General features: G+C 63.8%; 24 protein-coding genes. 17 read left to right on the top strand and 7 right to left on the bottom strand.

Features of this window, described 5'->3' with window-relative positions; all coding sequences use genetic code 11:
- The first annotated feature begins 271 nt into the window (after positions 1 to 271).
- The 8 genes from QA645_RS37455 (at position 272) to QA645_RS37420 (ending at position 7,505) form a co-directional block, all read left to right on the top strand.
- Positions 272 to 1,663 carry a TldD/PmbA family protein gene (locus QA645_RS37455; protein ID WP_283046120.1) on the top strand — a complete coding sequence of 464 codons (1,392 nt, stop codon included), beginning with the start codon at positions 272 to 274 and terminating at the stop codon, positions 1,661 to 1,663.
- On the top strand, positions 1,650 to 2,459 hold the full coding sequence (locus tag QA645_RS37450) for a 3'(2'),5'-bisphosphate nucleotidase CysQ (protein ID WP_283046119.1): 810 nt from the start codon (positions 1,650 to 1,652) through the stop codon (positions 2,457 to 2,459). The genes QA645_RS37455 and QA645_RS37450 overlap by 14 nt, the downstream gene beginning before the upstream one ends.
- A gap of 57 nt (positions 2,460 to 2,516) precedes the next feature.
- Complete coding sequence (locus tag QA645_RS37445) at positions 2,517 to 2,762, top strand: DUF4170 domain-containing protein (protein WP_234685462.1); 246 nt, start codon at positions 2,517 to 2,519, stop codon at positions 2,760 to 2,762.
- Positions 2,759 to 3,472 carry a lysophospholipid acyltransferase family protein gene (locus tag QA645_RS37440; RefSeq protein WP_254195659.1) on the top strand — a complete coding sequence of 238 codons (714 nt, stop codon included), beginning with the start codon at positions 2,759 to 2,761 and terminating at the stop codon, positions 3,470 to 3,472. The genes QA645_RS37445 and QA645_RS37440 overlap by 4 nt, the downstream gene beginning before the upstream one ends.
- Positions 3,435 to 4,781: a 3-deoxy-D-manno-octulosonic acid transferase gene (locus QA645_RS37435; RefSeq protein ID WP_283046118.1), complete on the top strand. Its 1,347-nt coding sequence runs from the start codon at positions 3,435 to 3,437 to the stop codon at positions 4,779 to 4,781. The genes QA645_RS37440 and QA645_RS37435 overlap by 38 nt, the downstream gene beginning before the upstream one ends.
- Entirely contained in the window at positions 4,774 to 5,790 is a 1,017-nt protein-coding gene (lpxK, locus tag QA645_RS37430; protein WP_283046117.1) for a tetraacyldisaccharide 4'-kinase, read from the top strand. Before QA645_RS37435 ends, lpxK begins: the two co-directional genes overlap by 8 nt.
- Positions 5,791 to 6,042: 252 nt before the next feature.
- Positions 6,043 to 7,029 carry a cysteine synthase A gene (locus QA645_RS37425; protein ID WP_283046116.1) on the top strand — a complete coding sequence of 329 codons (987 nt, stop codon included), beginning with the start codon at positions 6,043 to 6,045 and terminating at the stop codon, positions 7,027 to 7,029.
- 167 nt (positions 7,030 to 7,196) lie between these two features.
- Positions 7,197 to 7,505 (top strand): hypothetical protein, encoded by a 309-nt coding sequence (locus tag QA645_RS37420; protein ID WP_283046115.1) that lies wholly within the window; start codon positions 7,197 to 7,199, stop codon positions 7,503 to 7,505.
- A 136-nt stretch (positions 7,506 to 7,641) separates the two neighbouring features.
- On the opposite strand, the gene QA645_RS37415 is transcribed toward QA645_RS37420, so the two are convergent.
- Positions 7,642 to 7,863: a DUF2093 domain-containing protein gene (locus tag QA645_RS37415; RefSeq protein ID WP_254134433.1), complete on the bottom strand. Its 222-nt coding sequence runs from the start codon at positions 7,861 to 7,863 to the stop codon at positions 7,642 to 7,644.
- Between the two features lie 182 nt (positions 7,864 to 8,045).
- On the opposite strand from QA645_RS37415, the gene QA645_RS37410 reads away from it, so the two are divergent.
- Positions 8,046 to 8,876, top strand: coding sequence for a dienelactone hydrolase family protein (locus tag QA645_RS37410; protein WP_283046114.1), 831 nt, complete (start codon positions 8,046 to 8,048; stop codon positions 8,874 to 8,876).
- 241 nt (positions 8,877 to 9,117) lie between these two features.
- A complete protein-coding gene (locus QA645_RS37405) occupies positions 9,118 to 9,267 on the top strand; it encodes a hypothetical protein (RefSeq protein ID WP_254134431.1) in 150 nt (49 codons plus the stop codon).
- 200 nt (positions 9,268 to 9,467) lie between these two features.
- On the opposite strand, the gene xseA is transcribed toward QA645_RS37405, so the two are convergent.
- Positions 9,468 to 11,108 (bottom strand): exodeoxyribonuclease VII large subunit, encoded by a 1,641-nt coding sequence (gene xseA / locus QA645_RS37400; protein WP_283046113.1) that lies wholly within the window; start codon positions 11,106 to 11,108, stop codon positions 9,468 to 9,470.
- Positions 11,109 to 11,227: 119 nt separating this feature from the next.
- Here xseA and QA645_RS37395 point away from each other — a divergent pair, with 119 nt between their 5' ends.
- The 4 genes from QA645_RS37395 to QA645_RS37380 all read left to right on the top strand — a co-directional run bounded on the left by QA645_RS37395 (position 11,228) and on the right by QA645_RS37380 (position 13,968).
- Positions 11,228 to 12,238 carry an alpha/beta fold hydrolase gene (locus QA645_RS37395; RefSeq protein WP_283046112.1) on the top strand — a complete coding sequence of 337 codons (1,011 nt, stop codon included), beginning with the start codon at positions 11,228 to 11,230 and terminating at the stop codon, positions 12,236 to 12,238.
- A 266-nt stretch (positions 12,239 to 12,504) separates the two neighbouring features.
- The gene (locus tag QA645_RS37390) at positions 12,505 to 13,095 is read left to right on the top strand and encodes a septation protein IspZ (RefSeq protein ID WP_283046111.1); all 591 of its coding nucleotides are present in this window, start codon (positions 12,505 to 12,507) and stop codon (positions 13,093 to 13,095) included.
- Positions 13,096 to 13,106: 11 nt separating this feature from the next.
- Entirely contained in the window at positions 13,107 to 13,661 is a 555-nt protein-coding gene (locus tag QA645_RS37385; protein ID WP_283046110.1) for a hypothetical protein, read from the top strand.
- A 4-nt stretch (positions 13,662 to 13,665) separates the two neighbouring features.
- Positions 13,666 to 13,968, top strand: a complete 303-nt coding sequence (locus QA645_RS37380) for a transcriptional regulator (RefSeq protein ID WP_283046109.1) — start codon at positions 13,666 to 13,668, stop codon at positions 13,966 to 13,968.
- A gap of 124 nt (positions 13,969 to 14,092) precedes the next feature.
- Here the strand turns inward: QA645_RS37380 and QA645_RS37375 are convergent, their stop codons facing one another.
- The 4 genes from QA645_RS37375 to QA645_RS37360 form a co-directional block, all read right to left on the bottom strand.
- On the bottom strand, positions 14,093 to 14,647 hold the full coding sequence (locus QA645_RS37375) for a hypothetical protein (protein ID WP_283046108.1): 555 nt from the start codon (positions 14,645 to 14,647) through the stop codon (positions 14,093 to 14,095).
- Between the two features lie 220 nt (positions 14,648 to 14,867).
- A complete protein-coding gene (locus QA645_RS37370; protein WP_283046107.1) occupies positions 14,868 to 15,767 on the bottom strand; it encodes a hypothetical protein in 900 nt (299 codons plus the stop codon).
- A gap of 283 nt (positions 15,768 to 16,050) precedes the next feature.
- A complete protein-coding gene (locus QA645_RS37365; RefSeq protein WP_283046106.1) occupies positions 16,051 to 16,677 on the bottom strand; it encodes a hypothetical protein in 627 nt (208 codons plus the stop codon).
- 294 nt (positions 16,678 to 16,971) lie between these two features.
- Positions 16,972 to 18,039, bottom strand: a complete 1,068-nt coding sequence (locus tag QA645_RS37360; protein ID WP_283046105.1) for a RelA/SpoT domain-containing protein — start codon at positions 18,037 to 18,039, stop codon at positions 16,972 to 16,974.
- A gap of 518 nt (positions 18,040 to 18,557) precedes the next feature.
- On the opposite strand from QA645_RS37360, the gene purD reads away from it, so the two are divergent.
- A complete protein-coding gene (purD, locus tag QA645_RS37355) occupies positions 18,558 to 19,841 on the top strand; it encodes a phosphoribosylamine--glycine ligase (RefSeq protein WP_283046104.1) in 1,284 nt (427 codons plus the stop codon).
- A gap of 166 nt (positions 19,842 to 20,007) precedes the next feature.
- A complete protein-coding gene (locus QA645_RS37350) occupies positions 20,008 to 20,913 on the top strand; it encodes an alpha/beta hydrolase (protein WP_283046103.1) in 906 nt (301 codons plus the stop codon).
- Here the strand turns inward: QA645_RS37350 and QA645_RS37345 are convergent.
- Complete coding sequence (locus QA645_RS37345) at positions 20,910 to 21,368, bottom strand: nucleoside deaminase (RefSeq protein ID WP_283053495.1); 459 nt, start codon at positions 21,366 to 21,368, stop codon at positions 20,910 to 20,912. The two genes, QA645_RS37350 and QA645_RS37345, sit on opposite strands and share 4 nt — an antisense overlap.
- 119 nt (positions 21,369 to 21,487) lie before the next feature.
- On the opposite strand from QA645_RS37345, the gene QA645_RS37340 reads away from it, so the two are divergent.
- Positions 21,488 to 23,509 carry a pseudouridine synthase gene (locus tag QA645_RS37340; protein WP_283046102.1) on the top strand — a complete coding sequence of 674 codons (2,022 nt, stop codon included), beginning with the start codon at positions 21,488 to 21,490 and terminating at the stop codon, positions 23,507 to 23,509.
- The last annotated feature ends 1 nt before the right edge of the window (position 23,510 follow it).

The following is a 23,510-nucleotide window of genomic DNA, read 5'->3' as shown; positions in this document are numbered from 1 at the left end:
TTCTCCCCGCCAGGATTATGTTCCCGGTCGATGCGAGGACCTTAGCGCGGGGCTTTCCGAAACCGCTTAAAAAGGCTGGTTAATCCAGCGTCACCGCCCGCCATGATTGACAAGACCTTGGCGCGGATGATTGACGAGACGTTGCGCGGAAGCCGCGAATCTGAGCCATTTGCGGGCTGATAATGCTTGAAGTTCGCACCATTTGGGCACATCTGGTGTTCAGGGCCTAAGATCGCCCCGAAACCTCCCGCGCCCCAACAGGATTTCGTTTGTGAACCCTTCACCAAGCTCGACGCTTTCGCCTAAAGCCAATCGCGACCTGTTTGATCAGTCCGCGCTGTCAGAACTCGCTCAGCGTCTGGTCGAGGCGGCGAAGCGCGCCGGCGCCGATGCGGCCGATGCGGTCGCGGTGCGCGGCATCTCGCAAGGCGTCGAGGTGCGGGACGGCCGCGTCGAGGAATCCGAGCGGTCCGAGGGTGACGATGTCGGCCTGCGCGTGCTGGTCGGCCAGCGCCAGGCCGTGGTCTCCACCAATGACGCGAGCGGCGATGCCGTGACCAAGCTTGCCGAGCGCGCGGTCGCGATGGCCAGGGTCGCTCCGTCAGACAAATATGTTGGCCTCGCCGATCCCGCACTGCTCGCGCGCGATTTCCCCGATCTCGATCTGCTCGATCCCGATGTGCCTGCGACCGCCGAGCTCGAGCGCCGCGCGCTCGAAGCCGAAGCTGCGGCGCTTGCCGTCAAGGGCGTGTCGAAATCCGGCGGTGCCTCGGCCTCCGCCGGCATGGGCGGCATGGTGCTCGTCACCTCGACCGGCTTCCACGGTTCATACCTCCGCTCCAGCCAGGGCATCTCGGCGACCGCGATCGTCGGCGAAGGCACCAGCATGGAGCGCGATTACGACTTCACCTCGGCGCCGCACGGTGCCGATCTGCTGTCGCCCGAAGTGGTCGGCCGCTCCGCCGGCGAGCGCACCGTGGCACGCTACAATCCGCGCAAGGTCGAGACCTGCAAGGTGCCGGTCGTGTTCGACCCGCGCGTCGCGGGCTCGCTGGTCGGCCATGTCGTCGGCGCCATCAACGGCGCCTCGATCGCGCGCAAGACCAGCTTCCTCAAGGACAAGCTCGGGCAGCAGCTGTTTGCCAAGAACATCCGCATCATCGACGATCCCCTGCGCAAGCGCGGCCTGCGCTCGCAGACCTTCGACGCCGAGGGCGTCGCGGTGAAGAAGATCGCGTTGATCGACGAGGGCGTGCTGACGACCTGGCTGCTCGATTGCGCCACCGCGCGCGAGCTTGGCCTCACCACCACCGGCCACGCCCATCGCGGCGTCTCGTCCTCGCCGTCGCCGGGGCCGTACAATCTGCATCTCGAACCGGGCACACCGACCCCGGCCGAGCTGATCGCCGACATCAAGCAGGGCTTCTACGTCACCGACCTGATCGGCTCCGGCGTCAACGGTGTCACCGGCGATTACAGCCGCGGCGCCTCCGGTTTCTGGATCGAAAACGGCGAACTCACCTATCCCGTGAGCGAGGTGACGATCGCGGGCCATCTGTTCGAGATCTTCAAGTCGATGCAGCCGGCCAACAATCTCGAGTTTCGCTACGGCATCAATGCGCCGACGGTGCGTATCGAAGGACTGACGCTTGGCGGACGCTGACAGTCTCGACGCAAACGTTCTGACGCACGATGCGGCGCTCCTGAAAGATGCGGTGCGCGACGCGGGCGCGCTCGCGCAGTCGATGTTCCGAACCGAGCTGAAGAAATGGACCAAGGGCGCGTCCTCCCCGGTCTCGGAAGCCGACATCGCCGTCAACGATCTGCTCGAAGCGCGCCTGCGCGGCGCCACGCCGGACTATGGCTGGCTGTCGGAGGAGAGCGCCGACGATGCCACGCGGCTATCGCGGCGGCTGACCTGGGTGGTCGATCCCATTGACGGCACCCGCAATTATCTCAACGGCCATGACGAATGGTGCGTCAGCGTCGCGCTGGTCGAGGAGGCCTCGCCGGTGCTGGCCGCCGTGTTCGCGCCTGTCAGCAACGAGTTCTTCTTCGCCGTCCGCGGCCAGGGCACGATTCTCAATGGCAAGCCGGTCCGGGCGACAGGCGGGACCGCGCTCGACTTCGCCCGGGTCGCCGGCCCGAAGCCGATGGTCGAGCGACTCACGACAGGCGGCGACATCAAGCTGCATCCGCGAATCGGTTCGCTGGCACTCCGGCTCTGCCGGGTCGCCAACGGCACCCTGGATGCGGCTTTTGCGGGGGGCAACAGCCATGATTGGGACCTTGCGGCGGCCGATTTGATCGTGCAGGAAGCGGATGGTAGGATGAGCGACCTCTCCGGAGATCCCATCCTCTATAATCGTCGGGAAGTGACGCACGGGGTGCTGGTGGCAGCGGGACGCGATCGTCATGCGAGCATTGTCGCGCATTTTCGAAACCGTCCCCTGGCCTGAGCGCGTCCGTTTTGCTTTTCGAACACTGCTTTGCCGGGCAGCCCGTTAGGAGAACCCATGTCTGATAGTGCCCCGCAACAACTGCTCCATCTCGTCATTGGCGGTGAGCTGCTCGATCTCGAGCACAACACTTTCAAGAACCTCGACGACGTCGAGATCGTCGGCCTCTATCCGAACTACGCGGCCGCCCACGTCGCCTGGCGCGCCAAGGCGCAGAGCACGGTCGACAACGCGCAGATGCGCTACTTCATCGTTCATCTCCACCGGTTGCTCGACCCGAATCAAGAAACGAAGGCGCGTTGAAAAAACTGCTTCGCAATACGCTGCGAAGCAGCTGGTTTCAGCGTGCCGTCGGGGTCCTGGCGGCCGAATATCTGCGTCTGGTCTGGCGGACCAACAAATTCACGTTCGATCCGCCCGATGTCTATGACATCGTCGAGCCGCAGATTCCGGCGATCTTCGCGTTCTGGCATGGCCAGCATTTCCTCACCCCGTTCATCAAGACCAAGGAGTCCTACCGGGCCAAGGTCCTGATCTCCCGGCATCGCGACGGCGAGTTCAATGCGATCGCCGTCGAGCGGCTCGGCATCGGCCTTATCCGCGGTTCCGGGGATCATGGCGGCGCTTTCCACCGGAAAGGCGGCGTCGGCGCCTTCAGGGAAATGGTGTACACGCTCCAGGACGGTTGTAATGTCGCGCTGACCGCCGATGTCCCCAAGCGCTCGCGCGTGGCTGGCCTCGGCATCATCATGCTGGCACGGGAATCGGGGCGGCCGATCATGCCTTTCGCAATGGCGACCAGCCGCTTCATCCGGCTCAAGAACTGGGACCGCACCACCATCAACCTGCCGTTCGGGCGGGGCGCGCTGGTCGGCATCAAGGAGATCCACGTGCCGCCGGATGCCGATGCCGCCACCATGGAAGCGCTGCGGCAGGAGTTGGAAGACACGCTGAACGAAGCGACCCGCCGCGCCTATGCGCAACTCGGCCGCCCGGGACCTGCAGATGGCTAATTCGCTGCCTTATGCCCTGCCGATGACGCTGCGGATGTATCGGCGCCTGGCGACCAGCCTGGTGCCGCTCGCGCCTGCGCTGATCAAGCGGCGGCTGAAGCAGGGCAAGGAAGATCCCGCGCGCGTCGGCGAGCGGCGGGGGCTCAGCCGGGATGTGCGCCCGCACGGCCCGCTGGTCTGGATCCACGGCGCCAGCGTCGGCGAGGTGCTGGCCGCAGCCGCGCTGATCGAGCGCCTGCGCGACCTCAATCTGCGCATCCTGCTCACCTCCGGCACGGTCACCTCGGCGGCCGTGGTGGCCAAACGTTTTCCGCCCGACGTCATCCATCAATACGTGCCGTATGATTCCCCGCGCTACGTGGCGCGCTTCCTCGATCATTGGAAGCCGTCGCTGGCGCTGTTCATCGAATCCGACCTGTGGCCGAACCTGATTCTGGCGGGCGCCGCGCGCCGGGTGCCGATGGTGCTGATCAACGGGCGGATGTCGCCGCGCTCCTTCCCGCGCTGGCGGCGGATGTACGGCACCATCTCGGCGCTGCTGTCGCGCTTCGACATCTGCCTGGCGCAGTCGAGGACCGATGCCGAACGTTTCTCCGCGCTCGGCAGCCGCGACGTCGTCACCACGGGCAATCTCAAGCTCGACGTGCCGGCGCCGCCGGCCGATCCGGCAAAACTCGAACGGCTGATGGCAATGACGCGCGGGCGCCCGATCATCGTCGCGGCCTCGACCCATCCGGGCGAGGACGAGATGCTGGTATCAGCGCATCGCGGCCTCGTCGGCATCTTCCCGCAGCTCCTGACCGTGATCGTGCCGCGGCATCCCGATCGCGGCTCGTCGATCTCGGGCATGGTCACGGCGTCCGGCCTGAAGCCGGCACTGCGCTCGCGCGACGAGCCGCCGGCGGCGACCACCGATATCTATATCGCCGACACCATGGGCGAGCTCGGCCTGTTCTACCGCCTGTCGCCCATCGTGTTCATGGGCGGCTCGCTGATCCGCCATGGCGGCCAGAATCCGATCGAGGCGATCAAGCTAGGGGCGGCCATCGTCCATGGTCCGAACGTCTTCAATTTCGCCGACGTCTATGCGGCACTCGACCAAAGCGGCGGGGCACGCCAGGCCGACACGCAGGAGGCGCTGGTCAAGCAGCTCGGCCTGTTGCTGGCCGAGCCGACCGTGCGCGACAAGATGCATCGCGCGGGCGCTGACGTGGTCGAGGAGCTCGGCGGCGCGCTCGATCGCACCATGACGGCACTCGAGCCGTATCTGATGCAGTTGCGGATCGAGATGGGAGCCGCCAATGCGTGAGCCGGCCTTCTGGTACCGGCCGCGTTCCCCCAAGTCGCATCTGCTGAGCCCATTGGGCGCGCTCTATGGCGCCATCACCGCGCGCCGCATGGCGCGCAAGGGATTTGACGCCGGCATCCCCGTGCTCTGCGTCGGCAACTACCATGTCGGCGGCGCCGGCAAGACGCCGACCGTATTGGCGCTGACGAAGCTCCTGCGCGAGCTCGGCGAGACACCGGTGGTGCTCAGCCGCGGCTATGGCGGACGCCTGCACGGCCCGGTGATGGTCGATCGCGAACGTCACACCGCCGCCGATATCGGCGACGAGCCGCTGATGATGGTGCGCGACGCGCCGGTTGCGGTCGCGCGCGACCGCCTCGACGGGGTCGCGCTGGCGAAGTCGCAGGGCGCCACCGTGATCCTGATGGACGACGGTTTCCAGAACCCGCTGCTGTTGAAGGACGCCTCGCTGATCGTGATCGACAGCGAGCGCGGCCTCGGCAACGGCAAGGTGTTTCCCGCAGGTCCGTTGCGCGCGCCGCTGAGGGCGCAGCTCTCGCGCACCGATGCGCTGGTCGTGATCGGCGACGGCCATGCCGCTGACGGCGTTGCCGCGGAGATTTCCGCGCGCGGCAAGCCGGTGTTGCGGGCGCGCCTCAAACCGGATGCGGCAGCCATCGCACAGCTCTTCGGCAAGCAGGTGTTTGCGTTTGCCGGCATCGGCGATCCCGAACGCTTTTTCCGCACGTTGCGCGGTTGCGGTATCGAGGTCGCCCGCACGCGTCCCTTCGCCGATCACCACATGTTTTCGCAAGACGAGCTCGCCGCACTCGCCGCCGACACAAAGCGCGAGCAGCTCATCCTGGTGACGACGGAAAAGGATGTTTCACGCCTGCACGGCACCGAGGGCGTGCCGGACGGCATCGTGCCGTTCGCGGTCAAGCTCGAGTTCGACGATCCAGCCAGGCTCAAGCAGCTGATCAGCGATCATCTCTACAAGGCCCGCGAGCGCCGCTTCAGCAGGCGTTGATCCAGCCTCACGCCGCGATCTCGTAGGGTGGGCAAAGGCGCTCTTGCGCCGAGCCCACGATCTGTCGCGTCCGGACACAGGTGGTGGGCACGCTTCCGCTTTGCCCACCCTACGGCTCCGCTGACTTGGCTTGAGAACAGAATTGCCGATCAGGAACGTTGGGCACCAAAAACCTTTCGCACATGATCCGAACTAGAGAACCGAATTGCCCGCCGGCCCGCCTAAGCTTGCAAAAACACCACGGGGCTGGCGATGAACAACGTCCGGACAGGTTTCCTCGACTCCATCGGCAACACGCCATTGATCCGGCTGCGTGGACCGTCAGAGGCCACGGGCTGCGAGATCTACGGCAAGGCCGAGTTTCTCAACCCCGGCGGTTCGATCAAGGATCGCGCGGCGCTTGCCATGATCGACGATGCCGAACGGCGCGGCAAGCTCAAGCCCGGCGGCGTCATCGTCGAAGGCACCGCCGGCAATGTCGGCATCGGCATCGCGCTGGTGGCGAATGCGCGCGGCTATCGCAGCGTCATCGTGATGCCCGACACGCAGAGCCAGGAGAAGAAGGACATGCTGCGGCTGTGCGGCGCCGATTTGCGCCTGGTGCCCGCCGTGTCCTCTTCCCATCCCGGTCATTACGCGCGCTATTCCGGTCAGCTCGCCGAGGAGCTCGGCGCCTTCTGGGCCAATCAGTTCGACAACGTCGCCAATCGCGAGGGCCATTATCGCACGACCGGTCCGGAGATCTGGGCGCAGACCGACGGAAAAATCGACGGCTTCACCTGTGCGGTCGGCAGCGGCGGCACGCTCGGCGGGATCGCGCGGGCGCTCAAGGAGAGAAATCCCGCCGTCAAGATCGCGCTCAGCGATCCCATGGGCGCCGCGCTCTACAACTGGTTCACCACGGGCGAGCTGACGAGCGAAGGCGACTCCGTCATGGAAGGCATCGGGCAAATCCGTGTGACCCGGAATCTGGAAGGCACGCCGATCGACACGGCCTATCAGATCACGGACGCGGAAGCCTTGCCCGTCCTGTTCGACCTGATCGAACACGAAGGACTGGTGCTGGGCGGCTCGAGCGCGATCAACGTCGTCGGCGCCATGCGGCTCGCACGCGACCTTGGTCCAGGCAAGACCATCGTGACCATCCTGGCGGACGGCGGGCAGCGCTATCAGTCAAAACTGTTCAACCCGGAATTTCTGCGCGGGAAGGGACTGCCTGTGCCACGGTGGCTGCAGTAGCTGATCCCGTAGGGTGGGCAAAGGTGCTCTTGCGCCGTGCCCACGATCTGTCGCGTCCGGAGACAGGTGGTGGGCATGCTTGCGCTTTGCCCACCCTACGGTACCGCGCCATTCAGGCGGCGTTCATCGCAATCCTCTATCGATTTCGGACGATCTCGGAGACTGCGATGAAACTGCCTCTCGCGGCGCTGGCCGCCAGCCTTGTGTGTCTGATTGTTGCGCCGGTGTTTGCACAGACGACGCCGGCGCCCGCTGCTCCAACCGCCACGGTGCCGGTTCCCGCGACCAAGCGCGTGACGTGTCTCGCCGCCGCGCAAAATCTGAAGGGGCAGGACAAGCGCGACCAGATGCAGCTCTGCATGGCGCAGGCGCGGGTCGATTGCCTGAAGCAGGCGATCGATCAGAAGATCGTCGGCGAAGCGCGCAGGAGTGCGATCAAGACTTGCGTAGGCGGCGATGGTCCGGAGCCGCAATAGCAGAACGATGCCACAACCCCGGTGCCGTAGGGTGGGCAAAGCGGAGCGTGCCCACGTTGTTCGTCGTGATCATGCAGAGGCCGTGGGCACGGCGCGTTGCGCCTTTGCCCACCCTACGAGATCTACCAAATCGCGATCACGGCTTCGGCGCGTTCGGAAAATGTCGCTGCAGCACGGCGGCCGGCGTGGCGTAGGCTTCCTGCAGATCCACGCTCCAGTATTTCAGTTCGTCGAGCGGGATGCGCGTGTCGGTGATGGCGCAGCGCACGAAGGTGCCCGGCGAGATCACGCGGAAATCGCCGTCGAGATATTGCACTTGCGCTTCGCCATGGCCCGAGGGGCCGAACTTGTTCAGCACGGTCGAAAGTCTCCGTGGGAGGCCGCCCCGTTGAAGAAGATGGGGGGCACGATGTGTTGGACTGGATGTAGCATAGATAGGGTGGCTTGTCCGCCCGTTAAACCCACCGGTTTGTGATGTTTTGCCGCCGTTTACGCATGATAGTGCTTGAGGCCGTGCGGCACCTCCTGCGACAGTCACCGATGCGCTTTCCCCTGACCGCCCTGTTCCCAATGTTTCTGATGTCGGTCGCGCATGCTGCACCGGCACCCGCGCCTGCGCAGGTCGAGATTCCGCTGTCGTCCGGCGTGTTGCATGCGCAGCTGTTCAAGCCCGAGGGCGAGGGGCCGTTTCCGACCGTGATCGCGCTGCACGGCTGCGGCGGTCTCGGCAGCCATTCCGAGTCCGTGCAGCCGCGCTATCGCGACTGGGCCGAGCGCCTGCTCAAGGCCGGCAATGCGGTGCTGCTGCCCGACAGCTACGGCTCGCGCGAGCTCGGCCCGCAATGCCGCGTCAAGGAGATGCACGTCAAGGCGCGGCGCGAGCGCGTCACCGATATCGCGGCCTCGCGCGCCTGGCTGATGAAGCAGAACTGGGTGGCGCGTGACCGTGTCAGCCTGATGGGCTGGGCCAACGGCGCCAGCGCGCTGCTCTGGGCGGTGCGTCCGCAGAGCGTGGCGCGTGATGCGGGACCGGATTTCCGCGCCGCGATCGCATTCTATCCGGATTGCCGGATCTCCGCCGGTCTCGGCTGGAGCACGCGGGTGCCGACGCTGGTGCTGATCGGCGCCAATGACGACGTCTCGTCGCCGCCGGCCTGCCGCCAGATGGTGGATGGCGCCCACGGCCGCAGCGCGCTCGCGCGCATCGTGGTCTATCCCGGCGCCTATCACGATTTCGACCGCGCCAACACGCCGCTGCACGCGGCCGCCAGCAGCACCGATGCCGCCGTGCCCGAGCATGGCCATCTCGGCACCGATTCCGAAGCGCGCGCGGAGTCGCAGAAGGAAGTCGCGGAATGGTTGGCGCGCTAGCGCGCAAGAGCGGGCCTGCCCCGCCGTAGCTCGGCAGAGCGGCTTGTCACGCCGAAGCTCGGCAGAGCGAAGGCGGGAGGCGGGGCCGCCCGAGGAACAAGGTGAGGCAGACAGCCCCGCATCGACCACCGCCCTGCACGGATCGAAATGGCCGACTGTGAATCTACGGCTGGCGCATCACGCGGTTTCAGCTGATATCGGTGCCTTAGTTCGACCATGATGTCGGCTAAACGCATCTTTCATGCGCAATCGCCTCGCCATCTTCTCATCCGCACTGGTCGTCTTCACCGTGGTGATCTTCCTGTTCGAAGCCCACGCCGGCGCGCCACAGCCGACGCCGGAACATTGCGGCTTCTGGACCACGATCGACGCGGGATTGTCCTGCCGGTAGGGCGACGCGCGCAATGACCGAGTGAGAGCGCGCCCCCAACTCCAATGTCGTCCCGGCGAAAGCCGGGACCCATACCGCGGAATCTCTCGGTTGCGGTCGGTCGAAGTACCGGACGATGAGCCTTCGCCAAACGTCTCCCTGGGGGTATGGGTCCCGGCTTTCGCCGGGACGACGGCGTGGCTGTGACGCCGTCATCGCCCCTAAAACAAGCTGCCCTGATCCACCGGCTTGCCCACGCGCTTCGGCGCGGGCTTTGCGTCCTGCGCGGCCGTCTTCGGCTGCGCCGGCGCGCGCTTGGCCACAGGCGCCGGCCGATCCGCATCCGCCGTCGCATTCACGCGTCCATCCGCGAACTCGATCGCGATCCGCGCGTTCGGCCCGACGCTATCCGCCGAATGCAGGGGATGCCCGGCCTCGTCGCGCACCAGCGCGAAGCCGCGGGCGAGCACGCCGCGATAGGACAGCGCGGAGAGCAGCTTGCCGCTGTTCTCGACGCGGGCATCGAGCCGCTGCATCAACGTGACCAGCGCGCGGTTGGCGCGCTCGGCGAGACGATGCGTGCGTTCGCGCTGGCGGAGAATCGCATTGCGCTGGGCCTGCGCGTTGGACAATTTTGAAGCCCGCAACCGCACCTCGAGTCCGGCGAAGCGGTCGCGCCGTTGCCGCAGCAGCGAGCGCGTCGACAGGCCGAGCCGTTCGCCGCACACGGTGAGACGGTGCCCGGCCTGCGCGATCTGGCCGTGCAGCACCCGCAGCGTCAGCTTCGAGCTCGCAGCCGTAAACCTGCGGAAATGCGCGTGCGTGTTGGCCTTCAATCCGCGGGGCAGGGCGCTGCCTGCCGAATCCAGCCGCTGTCGCGGAATGGCCAGCAGATCGCCGGCCGCAGGCAGCGCGCGTGCCGCTGCGCGCAATTCGCTGCGGCGACTTTCGTTCGCACGCTGCCAATAGGCGCGGGTGCGCCGCGCGAGATCGGCGACCTCGACGAACAATTCGCTGCGCACCGGCACCGCCATTTCGGCGGCCGCCGTCGGCGTCGGCGCGCGCTTGTCGGCGACGAAATCGATCAGCGTGATGTCGGTCTCGTGGCCGACCGCCGAGATCAGCGGGATCATGCTCTCGGCCGCGGCGCGGACCACGATCTCCTCGTTGAACGACCAGAGATCTTCCAGCGAGCCGCCGCCGCGCGCGACGATCAGCACATCGGGCCGCGGAATCTTGCCGCCCTCCTGCAGCGCGTTGAAGCCGCGGATCGCGGCCGCGACCTGCTCGGCCGAGCCTTCGCCCTGCACTTTCACCGGCCACACCAGCACGTGGCGCGGAAAACGATCCTCAAGCCGGTGCAGGATGTCGCGGATCACCGCGCCGGTCGGCGAGGTCACGACGCCGATCACCTCCGGCAGCCAGGGCAAGAGCTGCTTGCGCGCCTCGTCGAACAGGCCTTCGGCGGCGAGCTTCTTCTTGCGCTCCTCCATCAGCGCCATCAGCGCGCCGATGCCGGCCGGCTCCAGCGCCTCGATCACGATCTGGTATTTCGAGGAGCCCGGATAGGTCGTCAGCTTGCCGGTGGCGATGACCTCGAGCCCCTCCTGGGGCTTGAAGCGCATGCGCCCGTGCACGCCCTTCCAGATCACCGCCTCGATCTTGGCGCTCTCGTCCTTGAGCGCGAAATAGCAATGGCCGGAGGAGTGGGCGCCGCGGAACCCGGAGATCTCGCCGCGGACCCGGACATGGCCATAGGTGTCCTCGACCGTCCGCTTCAGGGACTGCGAGAGCTCGGAGACGGTGAATTCGGGCGCGTTGTTCAGTTGTTCCGCAGGCGGCATCGGCAAACGATTCGGCATTTTGGGGTCAGACCCGACGTTAAGGATTTTCGCAGCGCGGCGCCAATCCGGGACTTGATCGGGAGAGTACTCTGTATTATAGAGTTCTCTATTGATGATCCGGTCAGGGAGTTTGCGCCATGGCGAAGCAGTTGCTGCGAGGTGCCCTCGGCCTGTTGAAATGGGGTCTCTGCGCCGTCGGCGCAGTGGCGCTGATCTTCACCGCCCTGATCGCGACGCCGCTGCAGCGGCCGCCCGAGCTGCGCTCGGTCTCCGACTCCCGCAAGGGCGTCGACATGTCGACCCTGCCGGCGCTCGAGCGCTTCCAGGCCCGCGACGGCACCTGGCTCGGTTATCGCCATTACGCCGCCGGCGGCTCCGACACCGGGCGCGGCGCGATCTTCATCCACGGTTCGTCCGGCTCGTCCGGCACGGTCAATCACGCGCTCTCGTCGGCGATATCTGCGCATGGCGTCGAGACCTGGGCGTTGGATACGCGCGGCCATGGCGCGTCGGGCACGCGCGGCGACATCGGTTATGTCGGCCAGCTTGAGGACGACCTCGTCGATTTCGTCGCCCATGTCCGCAGGAGCGCGCCGGATCTGCCGCTCACGCTGGTCGGCCACTCCGCCGGTGGCGGCTTCTCGCTGCGCGTCGCCGCGACGCCGATCGTGCAGGACCTGTTCGTGCGCACCGTGCTGGTCGCGCCCTATCTCGGCTATGACGCGCCGACCAACATGCCGCACTCCGGCGGCTGGGCCAACGCCGACATCCCGCGCTTCCTCGGCCTCACCGCGCTGCGCAAGCTCGGCATCGACTGCTGCGCGCAGCTGCCGGTGCTCGCCTTCGCCGTGCCGCCGAATTCGGAGCGCTTCCTGACGCCGACCTATTCCGACCGCCTGATGCGCAATTTCGCCACGCACGGCTATCGCCTCGATCTGCCGCTCGTGACGCATCCGATGACGATCTTCGGCGGCGCCGAGGACGAGATGATGATCTCGGACAAATATGCCGAGACCGTGCAGGCCATCAAACCCTCCGTCGACGTCAAGCTGATCGACGGCGTCAACCACATGGGCATGGTCACCAATCCGAAGGCGGTCAATGCCATCGCCGAAGACGTGGCGACCAGAGGGGCAGGGCAGTCATGATGCGACCCGTTGCCGGCAGGGCAATCGCATATGAACAAACCTAGCGAAGAGCTCGCCCGCAGCCATCCTTCGAGACGCCCGCCTTCGGCGGGCCCTCAGGATGAGGGCAGAGTATGCAGTAGCGGTTTCACGAGCGCTGCTACCACGAAGCCTCATCCTGAGGAGACCGCGAAGCGGTCGTCTCGAAGGACGAGGCGCTTGCTCAGGCCCATCCGAAACATCATATGCGATTGCCCTGCCGTCGCCGGCAAGCCGTGGAGACAGCCATGAAGAATCTGTTCGCGGCCGGCAAATTGCTGCTGCTCGACATGGCGGCGACGCTGTTGTTTCTCGTGCTCTATCTGTTGACCCACAATGTAACCCTGTCGGTCGTGCTCGGCATGGCGCTGGGTATCGCCCAGATCGGCTGGCAAGCCGCGCGCCGCAAGCCGATCGACACCATGCAGTGGATGAGCCTGTTCCTGGTGCTCGGCGCCGGCACCGTCACGCTGCTCACCGACGATCCGCGGTTCGTGATGATCAAGCCGAGCGTGATCTATGTCATCGTCGGGGTCGTGATGCTGAAGCGGGGATGGATGAACCGCTATCTGCCGCCGGTCGCGATCGAGCTGGTGCCGGATGTCGCCATCATCGTCGGCTACGCCTGGTCGGCACTGATGTTCTTTTCCGCGGCGTTGAACGTGATCGTCGCGCTCAATGTCGACGTCGCGACCTGGTCGGTGGTCATGTCGATCTATGGCATCGTCAGCAAGGCCGCGATGTTCCTGATCGGTTACGCATTCCTGCGCACCATCGCTGCCGCGCGTCGCAGGCGGGCCGTCGACCGCGCGCACGATGCTGCGATGATGCCGGGTTGATGGAGGCTGACATGATCGACAGCAAGCAGGCCGCCGAGGCCCTGGCGGAGATCGACGACATCGTCCAGCGCGTGCGGCAGTCGCGCATCTACGATCTCGCCAGCCGGATGATGATCCTGTGGGGCGTGCTGGTGTTCGCGGCAGACATCGCGACCTGGCTGTTGCCGCAGGGCGCCAATTACTACTGGCTCGCGGTCTACGTCCTCGGCATCGCCGGCTCGTTCGCGATCAGCGCGGCGAACCAGGCTTCGACCGGTGTTCGCGGCTTCGACATGCGGATCCTGCTCGCCTTCCTGATGTTCATCGCCTTCGGCTTCCTCTGCGCGCATGTGCTCGGCCACTTCACGCCGCGCCAGCAGGGCGCGTTCTGGACCATCTATTTCATGCTGTTCTACGCGCTGGCGGGGTTGTGGTTCGGCACGGCCTTCGTCGTCATCGCGCTCGCGATCACCGCACTGACGCTGGTCGGCTATTTCTTCGTCACGGGTGATGCGTTCCTGCCGTGGATGGCCGTCGTCAACGGCGCCGGCCTGGTCGTCGGCGGCCTCTGGATGCGGCGGAGCTAGCGACATGGCCGAGCTCGACGACATCATCCACCAGCCGCTGCGGCTCAAGATCATGGCCGCGCTGAACTCGCTGCCGGCCACGGCGGCGGGTCTCGAATTCTCGCGGCTGAAGAAGCTCACGGGCGCCACCGACGGCAATCTCGGGGCGCATATCGAGACGCTGGCCAAGGCCGGCTACGTCTCCGTCGACAAGGCCTTCGTCGGCAAGAAGCCGCAGACGACGGTGACCGCCACCGCGGCGGGCCGCGGCGCGTTTGCGCGGCATGTGGCGACGTTGCAGGAGATCATTGCGGGGAGGCAGATGTAGGCGATCGTTGCGCGACGCGAAGATGGGAAGTCGCGAGACCATACTCAAACCGATCGAGCGGGCAACGCAGCCCGCGCGCGAGGCGATTGCGAAGCTTAAATGCTGCGCAGGCACTCATCCCACGTTATTCTCGGCTGACAGTGAACGCCTTCACGACTTCGCCATCCGCTTCGATAGGGTCTGAGGCCTGAACAAGAACAAGTTTGGGGCTGCTTTTCTCGGTCTTGAACTTGTTTAGGAACCGGCCGAACTCCCTATCCGACTTCGCTACGTCATCGAGATCATCCACGTGATACTGCCGCTCCAATTGGAGCAGTTCTACAATTTTCGCCTTGCCGGCAACCAGCAGCAGGCGTTGACAATTATCGGTGGCAGGCAGAGCCAGTTTCATCAAATCTGTCAGGCACCGATTTGCGTTGGGCTTAGCCCTTAGGTACTTGGTCTCAAGAAATACGACCTCACCTTCTTTCTCGGCGACTACGTCGTAGTTGAACAAGCCGGGCGTTCCAACGCCGTACTTCGTGGTGTCTGTCTCTGTTTTGAGGGTATATCCATTGGCGGCTAGGCATTCGGCTACAGGGACGATAAGAAGGGCCTCGCTAAGGGCGTGCTCGAAGCCAGCAGCTTTCTTATATGCTAGCCAGTGAGCGGTTGCCTTGCAGAGAAACAGGTCCCGCATAATTTCCTTCTCCTTGGCAGGCGCCAATCGTTACGCGAGGCGACAGCCAAAGCGCAGACAGAAATCGTCGCACCTTATTGGAATGCGATTTCGATGGTCGAATTGAAAGTGGCGTCCCCTGGGGATACTGCGCCAGCTCTAGCAAGGACTAAAAACCGAAACAATTTGCAGCTAGGTTATTGCTACCACTTGCTGCCACCAGCGACAAGGGTTCGAAACCTCAGTACTCAATCCGGCGATGTCGTAGATTTTCCATCGATGGACGATCCGAGTGGAGATAGCGAACAAGCTTCAACAGTTGGGCATCGATATAAACTACATCGCTACACATCCCGCTCTCGTCTTCAATCAAGGCACCAAGAAAATGGGTGTGCTCCGAAGGATATCGCTCTCCAAAGCGATCCCTGGCTGCTTCGAGAAATTCGGCGGCCATCTCAAGCTTAGATCTGGTTTCCCTTCTGAACGCATCGTGAATTTGGCAAATTGCATCAATGTATGCCCTCAGTATCGGCTTGAGTTTCACGACCTCTCCGTCGCTAGGCAACTCCTCGAGTACTTGCGCCTTGAAGTACCCATCTTTTCGCAGTTCGTCCGGATCAACATACGGCTCAACGAAGAAATCCCGCCGCATAGATAGAACCACGTCAGTAGCCGGCCCGATCAAGCCATGCACCGGCAGAGCGCGATGTTGAGCATAGTTCCTCAGAGCTTCAGCTACGCGATATTCGCGACAACTATCGTACTGTGAGCTGGGAGCTGCCTCAACTCGCTCCAGCCGCATCGGGTCGTCCGCCAAGATTTCTCTCGAATGGTGTTTGAGCGTGTCGAGATATAGACGAGCAGAGGAGAGAACATTCGAAAGCCGCCTAGCCAGCAGTCGTCGAAGCTGATCAAAACGCTCTCTGGGACCAGGATCGATCAACTCGCGAACAGCCTCCTGAACTATGGATGTCTCAAACTCCAGATAATTCTGGATCGTAACATCGTACTTATCTTCGACGCTCAAGACGTGTTCGAAGTGGCCATCGGCAATCCGTAGCTCGGTATAAGCCGCTCGTTCAATTTCGACGCAGCTGTCGCTTCCATCCACGACTTGTCGAAGAAAATATCGGGTCGCCAAGGTGACACCTCTCCCCAGTCTCAAACGCGTTGATGTTAATCTTAGCCACGCTTAGGCGTCGTGGTTCACCTTAGCTACTCTTCTTTGCGACCTCTAGGGGAGGGCGAGACCAGATGTACGCCCCGCCTCGGAGCGATGGGGAGTTTGGGGCTTGCCCCTTGAGGGATTGCGGTGACAGTGCACTAAACGATGTCAGCTGATGCTTTGGAGTTTAGTGTACTGTCACCGAAATTCTGCAGAATTTGTGCTCGCCTCTGCCGCTTTTGTATTTGGGCGCAACAACTCAGCTCAGGACTTTGCTATCAATCTCGCCCTTTGGTGACCCCATCCACCAAAGGTGTTCAACCTCCAGCGGAGTCATGCCTCGTTGGGCTGCATATTCTCGCACACAGGCTTGAAAGCGGAGATAAGCTGACGCCTCCCATCTAGACCAAGGAAGCCGCACCGGGATCGGAATGCCGTTGGCCTTCGCAGCGCGTAAAACATAATCGTCAACAGGAATGTGAGCGACCTTGAACCATCCATTGAGTGGATCGACTTCGCCGAAGAACCACCGATACTTGATTGTCATGTTCAGCCACTTCTGAGCTTGCCCGTAGTTAAATGTTCCGAAGTCCGCGAAGCAACGTATGATCATTGAGCAAGCGTCATTGTGCCAGCCGTCAAAATGTTCCTGAAGGCTCCCTGCTGAAGGTGCAGGCATTGCGGCCAATTCTTTTAACAACGCAGTCATGCGGATTGCGGCTCGCTCCTTCATCCGTTCCTTGTCGGCATGCTGCCGCAAGCCGTGCAGCGTACGATTGAAGTCGCGATAGGCTCTCCCAATGAATCCGTCCCTTACATCCAAGTCCCCGAAGTAAAGGCGGATTAGGAATTGCCGCTGCTCTGCCCAGTCAGGTCTATGAGACATCTGTCGGTTCCGGTGACTATTGCATTGCTCCGCACACGCAGAGCAGGAGAAATTACGGCGACAGTGCACTTAACTGCGTCAGCTGATGCTTTGGCTTGAAGTTTAGTGCCAACTCTAATGAAGGTCTCGGCTTCATAGCGTGCGCGGACTTTGCGGACCGCGCGACCACCCACCAGCTTTATACTCTTTTTGAAAGATGACGAGAAATAGCCTTCGGTTGCTTCGACGTATTTGCAATGCGGCGGATTATCTCGTCACGCCTGCATGCGGTCTCGTCGCCATTAAACTCGTCGCTCATTGAATGTCATATTCAGCCATCCTTGCGGCGTGTGTCTCCGGATCGAGCATCTTGTATGCTCGCATCATCATACCCAGAAAATCCCTCACATCGTTGAAGTAATTTCTGAATGCTGATTTTACTTCTTCGACGTTTCTGGCGCCCACTAAGACGATGTTGTCTTCCGGAAACTCCTTTTCGAGTTCAAGCAGCCTGGAAGACGCCTCCAATTCCAGATCGAACTGATAAAGCTTAAACCCGTTCTTCTTGCCGATATGCAAGATGATGTGGTCTGCCTCTATATGGTCTCCAACCCAATCGTTGATGACCAAATTGACAAGCATATGCATCACACCAATTTCGCCATTTAGCTTCTCGAATGCGGCATACAATTCTTTGTTGTTTAGATCGGGAAACAATCGAGGTGGGCATTCCTCTAGGGTCCTAGCAAGCATCTCGCTGGCTAGCCGAAACAACTCGACATAGCGTCGGTCGCCACGATCGAATTTTGGCTCATGCTCAGTAACCTCAGTTACGACCTCGACGGCTGTAGACCATGCATGCTGAATGCTCGTTCGGTACTGAATTTCAATAAGAAGGCCGTCGCACCTCGGATTCCCCTTCTTTGACTTGGATCTGTGTTCGTAGATGTCGTGGATGCCCCGGTAACCGCGATCCGAAGGTCTTTCTATGTAGTTGTACTTATCTTTCTCGTTTTTGCGGATGTGCTTGAATTTTGCATGATGGACCTTGGTACGAAATTCGTAGAGCATTTTGATACTAGGAAATATCAGCCGGCAACCAGCCACGTCATCCATGCGAGCAAGCTGCATTCCGTCATGGCGTGACAGTTTGTCGATGATCGTTGAGCGGCGCTTCAATCGTTGCGCCACCTGCACATCCAAGTTCTTGGCTCTGGCCCGCAAGAGCGACTGAAACGAGTTGATCACATCGCGATGGGCCATCCTCCACGATTCTAGAATAGCCGCATGTCCTGGCTCCAACTTACCGCCACGGAGCGCGTCGCCGGCGCGATTAATCGCACCCTTTGAGCCCCAATGGGGCAATTCTTCCTGCTTCGCCATGGCCTTTAATGCCGCCTCAACAGACCCGCTTTCGGTCCACTGCCGGAGCGCATCGAGGGGGACGCGTTCTCCGTGTGGGAGGCGCGTTATAAACCTGCGGTAATGTGTATTCAAAGTGATAACTCCCCCTCGCCGGAAGGAGCGGCGATGTCGACAGATGCGGGCTCACGTGTGTGAGGCGCTTGCCGCAGTGTATGCGGGATTTCGGAATAATAGCATTGTGCGCCTGTTTTGCCCGACGCATCAAGCCGAATTACGGGGGATTACGGTGACGGCGCCAACTGACCCTTTGGCTTTGGAATTTGATGCACTGTCACCGTAACTTTCCGCAGTCATTCCCGGGCGCCGCGAAAGCGGTGAGCCTCGAATCCAGCGAACCACCAAAAATGCCGTCCAAATGGATTGCGGTTCTTGCCCCGCCTCCCGGAATGACGGGGAGCGTGGGGCGTCCCCCCTTGAGCCCCACCCCGATTCGTGCGACCTCCGGCCCCAGCAAAACCCCTCATTTCGAGCCTTCGATGCACATTCTCCTGCTTGGTTCCGGCGGCCGCGAACATGCCCTGGCGTGGAAAATCGCAGCCTCCCCCCTGGTGACCAAATTCTGGTGCGCGCCCGGCAATGCCGGCATCGCGCGCGAGGCGGAATGCGTGGCGCTCGACGTCGCCGACCATGCCGCCGTGATCGACTTCTGCAAGACCAATGCGGTCGAGCTGGTCGTGGTCGGCCCGGAGACGCCGCTGGCGGCCGGCATCGTCGATGACCTCACCGCCGCCGGCATCAAGGCGTTCGGGCCGAACAAGATCCCCGCCCAGCTCGAAAGCTCCAAGGGTTTTACCAAGGCGCTCTGCACCGAATTCGGCATTCCGACCGGCGCCTACAAGCGATTCACCAATGCCAACGATGCGCGTGCCTACGTCCAGAGCCAGGGCGCGCCGATCGTGGTGAAGGCCGATGGCCTCGCCGCCGGCAAGGGCGTCGTCGTCGCGAAAACCGTGCGCGAGGCCGAGGACGCCATCGCCATGATGTTCGAGGGCGCGTTTGGCGAGGCCGGCGCCGAGGTGGTGATCGAGGAGTTTCTGCCCGGCCGCGAGATCAGCTTCTTCGCGCTGTGCGACGGCGAGACCGCCATTCCGCTCGCTTCCGCGCAGGACCACAAGCGCGTGTTCGACCACGACGTCGGCCCGAACACCGGCGGCATGGGCGCCTATTCGCCGACGCCGCTGGTGACGCCGGCGATCCACGACGCGATCATGGCCAAGATCATCTTGCCGACGGTCGCCGGCATGAAGCAGCGCGGCACGCCGTTCCGCGGCATTCTCTATGCGGGGATCATGCTGACGACGCAGGGCCCAAAGCTGTTCGAATTCAACGTCCGCTTCGGCGACCCCGAGTGCCAGGTGCTGATGATGCGCATGATGTCGGACATCGTGCCGGCGTTCCTCGCCTCCTGCGACGGGCAGCTCAGGAATTTTGACCTTCGCTGGTATCCGGAGTCCGCGCTCACGGTGGTGATGGCGGCGAAGGGTTATCCCGGCGACTATCAGAAGGGCACGCGGATCGAGGGACTCGATGACGCCGCCAAGGTCGAGACCGCCGAGATCTTCCACGCCGGCACGGTCGCGAAGGACGGTGCCATCCTTGCCAATGGCGGCCGCGTGCTCAATGTCTGCGCGCTGGGGGCGACCGTGACCGAAGCGCAGGCGCGCGCCTATCAGGCCGTCGACCGCATCCACTGGCCGGAGGGCTTTTGCCGCCGTGACATCGGCTGGCAGGCGGTGGAAGCCGAGAAGGCCAAGGGCTGATAGGGAACTGGCGGGCTTTTTGCCGCCCGCCGCGTCATTCCCGGCTCCGCCCGTCGGCACGCCGAAAATGTGCAGGCAAGTCTTGAACTTGGCTACTGTGCATGGGGTTGTTTTCGACTTTCATGTCGGGGCGCCCTCGCGACTGACTAGACTAAGGATGCAGAAGATGTCCGATCTCGCCGACCTCTATCCCGGCTTCGCCTCCGAATGGATCAACACCTCGTTCGGCCGCATCTTCGCCCGCGTTGGCGGCAACGGACCGCCGCTGCTCTTGCTGCACGGCTTCTCCGAGACGCATGTGATGTGGCACCGCGTCGCGCCGCAGCTGGCCGACGAGTTCACGCTGATCATCGCCGACCTGCCCGGCTATGGCTGGTCCGACATGCCCGAGAGCGATGCGCTGCACATGCCCTACAGCAAGCGCGCGATGGCCAAGGCCATGGTCGAGGCGATGGAGCAACTCGGCCACGTCCACTTCGCGCTCGCCGGCCACGACCGCGGCGGCCGGGTGTCGTACCGGCTGGCGCTCGACCATCCCGGCCGGCTGTCGAAGCTCGCGGTGCTCGATATCCTGCCGACCTATAATTACTGGGAGCGGATGAACCGCGCCTATGCGCTGAAGATCTATCACTGGACGTTTTTGGCCCAGCCCGCGCCGCTGCCGGAGACGCTGATCTCCGGCCAGGGCGAATTCTTCCTGCGCTTCAAGATGGCGAGCCAGACCAAGTCGAAGACGCTGGACGCGATCGACGCGCGCGCGCTCGCGCACTACATCGCCCCGTTCCGCGATCCCGCCCGCGTGCACGCGATGTGCGAGGACTACCGCGCCGGCGCCACCATCGACTACGACCTCGACAAGGCCGATTTCGATTCCGGCAAGAAGATCACCATTCCCATGCTGGCGCTGTGGGGCGGCGTCGGCATCGCCCAGGCTGCCGCGACGCCGCTCGATGTCTGGAAGCAATGGGCGACCAACGTCGAGGGCCAGCCGGTGGACTCCGGCCACTTCCTCACCGAGGAGAACCCGGACGTGACCGCCAAGGCGCTGCGCGCGTTTTTCGCAGGTGGTTAACGCCGCTCGCGAAAGAACGCCTTGAGCAGCCGCGCCGCCTCGCTCTCGCCGACGCCGGAATAGACATCCGGGGCGTGGTGACAGGTTGGGGAAGCAAAGAACCTAACGCCGGACTCGACCGCGCCGCCCTTGGGGTCGGCCGCGCCGTAATAGAGCCGGCGGACCCTTGCAAACGAGATCGCGCCCGCACACATGGTGCAGGGCTCCAGCGTCACGTAGAGGTCGCAGTCGACCAGGCGCTCGCTGCCGATCTTCTTCGCCGCCTCGCGCAGCGCGATGATCTCGGCGTGTCCCGTGGGGTCGTAATCGGTCAGCGTCCGGTTGGCGGCGGTGGCGATGACCTCGTTATCCCTGACGACGACGCATCCGATCGGAACTTCGCCCGCCTTTCCGGCATTTTCGGCCGTTTTGAGCGCTAAATCCATGAAAGAGGGGGCTTTCAAGCCTCGTATCATCCGAAGAAACCTGCTAGTAGCTGCGCCTTCAGCAGAAGTGCTTACCGATTTTGCCTGAGCATGCGGCTCGAAACGAGCGCGCACAATGCTCACTGGCCATCCCCTGAGTGAGATTATTCATGCCTCGCGACAGCGACAAAGACAACGATTCCCGCGGCCGGCGAGGCCCTCCCAAGGGGCCCGCAAAGGGCGGCCGCAGCGGCAAGCCGCGCGGCCCCGACAAGAAGTTCGCCAAGCGCGGCTTCGAGGGCAAGAGCGAGGGGCGTGGCGACCGCGACAGCCGCCCGCCCCGCGAGGGTAAACCGTTCCGCCGCCGCGAGGAAGGCGACGCGCCCCGCCGCGATTTTTCCGACCGTCCCCGCTTCAAGCGCGACGATCGCGGCGGCGAGGGCCGCGGCGAGCGCGGCTTCAAGCCGCGTGGCGACCGCCCCTTCTCCGATCGTCCGTCGCGTGACGGCGAGAAGCGGCCGTTCAAGCCGCGCGGTGACCGTCCCTTCTCCGGCCGCGACGACCGTCCGCCGCGCAGCCGGGATCGCGATGATGCGCGCCCCGCCGGTCGCTTCGGCGACAAGAAATTCGGCGACAAGCGACCGTATGCGCCGCGCGGCGAGCGTCCGGAACGCAAGTTCGACGGCGAGCGGAAGTTTTCGCGCGATCGCGGCGAGCGGGACGATTCAAAGCCGTGGCAGAAGCGCGAGGATCGCCCGCGTGGCGACCGGCCGCCGCGCAAGGACTTCAGCAAGGGCCCGCGCAAGGATTTCGGCGGCCGTGACCGCGGCGAGGACAAGCCCTGGCAGAAGCGCGATGACCGCCGCGACGGTGGCCGCGGTGACGACCGTCCGCGCTTTTCGCGCTCGCGTGATGATCGCGCCTCCGGCGATCGTCCGTTCCGCGATCGTCCCAAGTTCGACCGGCCGCGTCGTGATGATGACGGCCCGCGCGGCGGGCGCGGTGGCGACCGTCCGAAATTCGACCGTCCGCGCGAGCGGCCCGAAGGCCGCATGGACTGGCAGGAGCATCCGCGCAGCGAGGGTCGCTTCGGCGACCGTCCGCGCCGCGACAACGAGGACGACAGCAGGATCTTCGAGAAGCGTCCGGCCTTCGGCGGCCGTGGCGCCTATCGCGCGCGCGAGCGTGATTTCGAGGGACGGCCGCGTCGCGAAGAAGCGCCCAAGCCGAAGAAGGCCGGCGAGCGCATCGCCAAGGCACTTGCGCGCGCGGGCCTCGCCTCGCGCCGCGACGCCGAGGAGATGGTCACGCAGGGCCGCGTCACCGTCAACGGCCGCGTCATCAACTCCCCGGCGCTCGACATCACCAAGAACGACGTGGTTCTGGTCGACGGCAAGCCGTTGCCGGAGCGCGAACGCACGCGGCTGTTCCTCTATCACAAGCCGCGCGGGCTGATGACGACGCATGACGACCCCGAGGGGCGTCCGACCGTGTTCGACAATCTGCCCGAGGGCCTGCCGCGGCTGATCTCGATCGGCCGGCTCGACTTCAACACCGAAGGCCTGCTGCTGCTCACCAATGACGGCGGCCTCGCACGCACGCTCGAGCTGCCGGACACCGGCTGGCTGAGGCGCTATCGTGTTCGCGCTCATGGTGACATCACCCAGGCGCAGCTCGACCAGCTCAAGGACGGCATCGAGGTCGAGGGCGTGAAATACGGTCCGATCGAGGCGACGCTGGAGCGGGATCAGGGCGCCAATGTCTGGCTGGTGTTCGCGATCCGCGAAGGCAAGAACCGCGAGGTGCGTAACGTCTGCGCCCATCTCGGGCTCGAGGTGAACCGGCTGATCCGCGTCTCCTACGGTCCGTTCCAGCTCGGCGAGGTCCCCGAAGGCCAGGTCGAAGAGGTCCGCGCGCGCGTGCTGCGCGATCAGCTCGGCGACAAGGTGATCGAGAAGTCGGGCGCGCAGTTCGACGTGCCGAGGAAATCTGTCGAGGGCGATGCTTCCGGTGCGAAGACGTCCAAGCGCGCCGTGATCGCGGACAGCAAGGGTCGCCGCGTGCTGGTGCAGCGCACCGGCAGCGACGAAGCGCGCGAGCGCAACGAGCAAGAGGCGAACGGCTACGGCCCGCCGCGCCGTCCCAAGCGCGGCTATCACGGCAAGCGCGATCTGACGCCGCGGGACGAATAAC

The sequence above is a fragment of the Bradyrhizobium sp. CIAT3101 genome (genome assembly GCF_029714945.1).
Taxonomy (GTDB): domain Bacteria; phylum Pseudomonadota; class Alphaproteobacteria; order Rhizobiales; family Xanthobacteraceae; genus Bradyrhizobium.
This window is presented reverse-complemented; position numbering and strand designations above follow the sequence as displayed.

Coding starts and splice junctions, on each gene's coding strand:
- QA645_RS37365 (WP_283046106.1), bottom strand. CDS start 16,677: ATGTCTCATAGACCTGACTGGGCAGAGCAGCGGCAATTCCTAATCCGC.
- xseA (WP_283046113.1), bottom strand. CDS start 11,108: ATGCCGAATCGTTTGCCGATGCCGCCTGCGGAACAACTGAACAACGCG.
- QA645_RS37380 (WP_283046109.1), top strand. CDS start 13,666: ATGGCCGAGCTCGACGACATCATCCACCAGCCGCTGCGGCTCAAGATC.
- QA645_RS37395 (WP_283046112.1), top strand. CDS start 11,228: ATGGCGAAGCAGTTGCTGCGAGGTGCCCTCGGCCTGTTGAAATGGGGT.
- QA645_RS37340 (WP_283046102.1), top strand. CDS start 21,488: ATGCCTCGCGACAGCGACAAAGACAACGATTCCCGCGGCCGGCGAGGC.
- purD (WP_283046104.1), top strand. CDS start 18,558: ATGCACATTCTCCTGCTTGGTTCCGGCGGCCGCGAACATGCCCTGGCG.
- lpxK (WP_283046117.1), top strand. CDS start 4,774: ATGCGTGAGCCGGCCTTCTGGTACCGGCCGCGTTCCCCCAAGTCGCAT.
- QA645_RS37345 (WP_283053495.1), bottom strand. CDS start 21,368: ATGATACGAGGCTTGAAAGCCCCCTCTTTCATGGATTTAGCGCTCAAA.
- QA645_RS37420 (WP_283046115.1), top strand. CDS start 7,197: ATGAAACTGCCTCTCGCGGCGCTGGCCGCCAGCCTTGTGTGTCTGATT.
- QA645_RS37385 (WP_283046110.1), top strand. CDS start 13,107: ATGATCGACAGCAAGCAGGCCGCCGAGGCCCTGGCGGAGATCGACGAC.
- QA645_RS37360 (WP_283046105.1), bottom strand. CDS start 18,039: ATGGCGAAGCAGGAAGAATTGCCCCATTGGGGCTCAAAGGGTGCGATT.
- QA645_RS37375 (WP_283046108.1), bottom strand. CDS start 14,647: ATGCGGGACCTGTTTCTCTGCAAGGCAACCGCTCACTGGCTAGCATAT.
- QA645_RS37425 (WP_283046116.1), top strand. CDS start 6,043: ATGAACAACGTCCGGACAGGTTTCCTCGACTCCATCGGCAACACGCCA.
- QA645_RS37410 (WP_283046114.1), top strand. CDS start 8,046: ATGCGCTTTCCCCTGACCGCCCTGTTCCCAATGTTTCTGATGTCGGTC.
- QA645_RS37405 (WP_254134431.1), top strand. CDS start 9,118: ATGCGCAATCGCCTCGCCATCTTCTCATCCGCACTGGTCGTCTTCACC.
- QA645_RS37435 (WP_283046118.1), top strand. CDS start 3,435: ATGCGCAACTCGGCCGCCCGGGACCTGCAGATGGCTAATTCGCTGCCT.
- QA645_RS37445 (WP_234685462.1), top strand. CDS start 2,517: ATGTCTGATAGTGCCCCGCAACAACTGCTCCATCTCGTCATTGGCGGT.
- QA645_RS37350 (WP_283046103.1), top strand. CDS start 20,008: ATGTCCGATCTCGCCGACCTCTATCCCGGCTTCGCCTCCGAATGGATC.
- QA645_RS37390 (WP_283046111.1), top strand. CDS start 12,505: ATGAAGAATCTGTTCGCGGCCGGCAAATTGCTGCTGCTCGACATGGCG.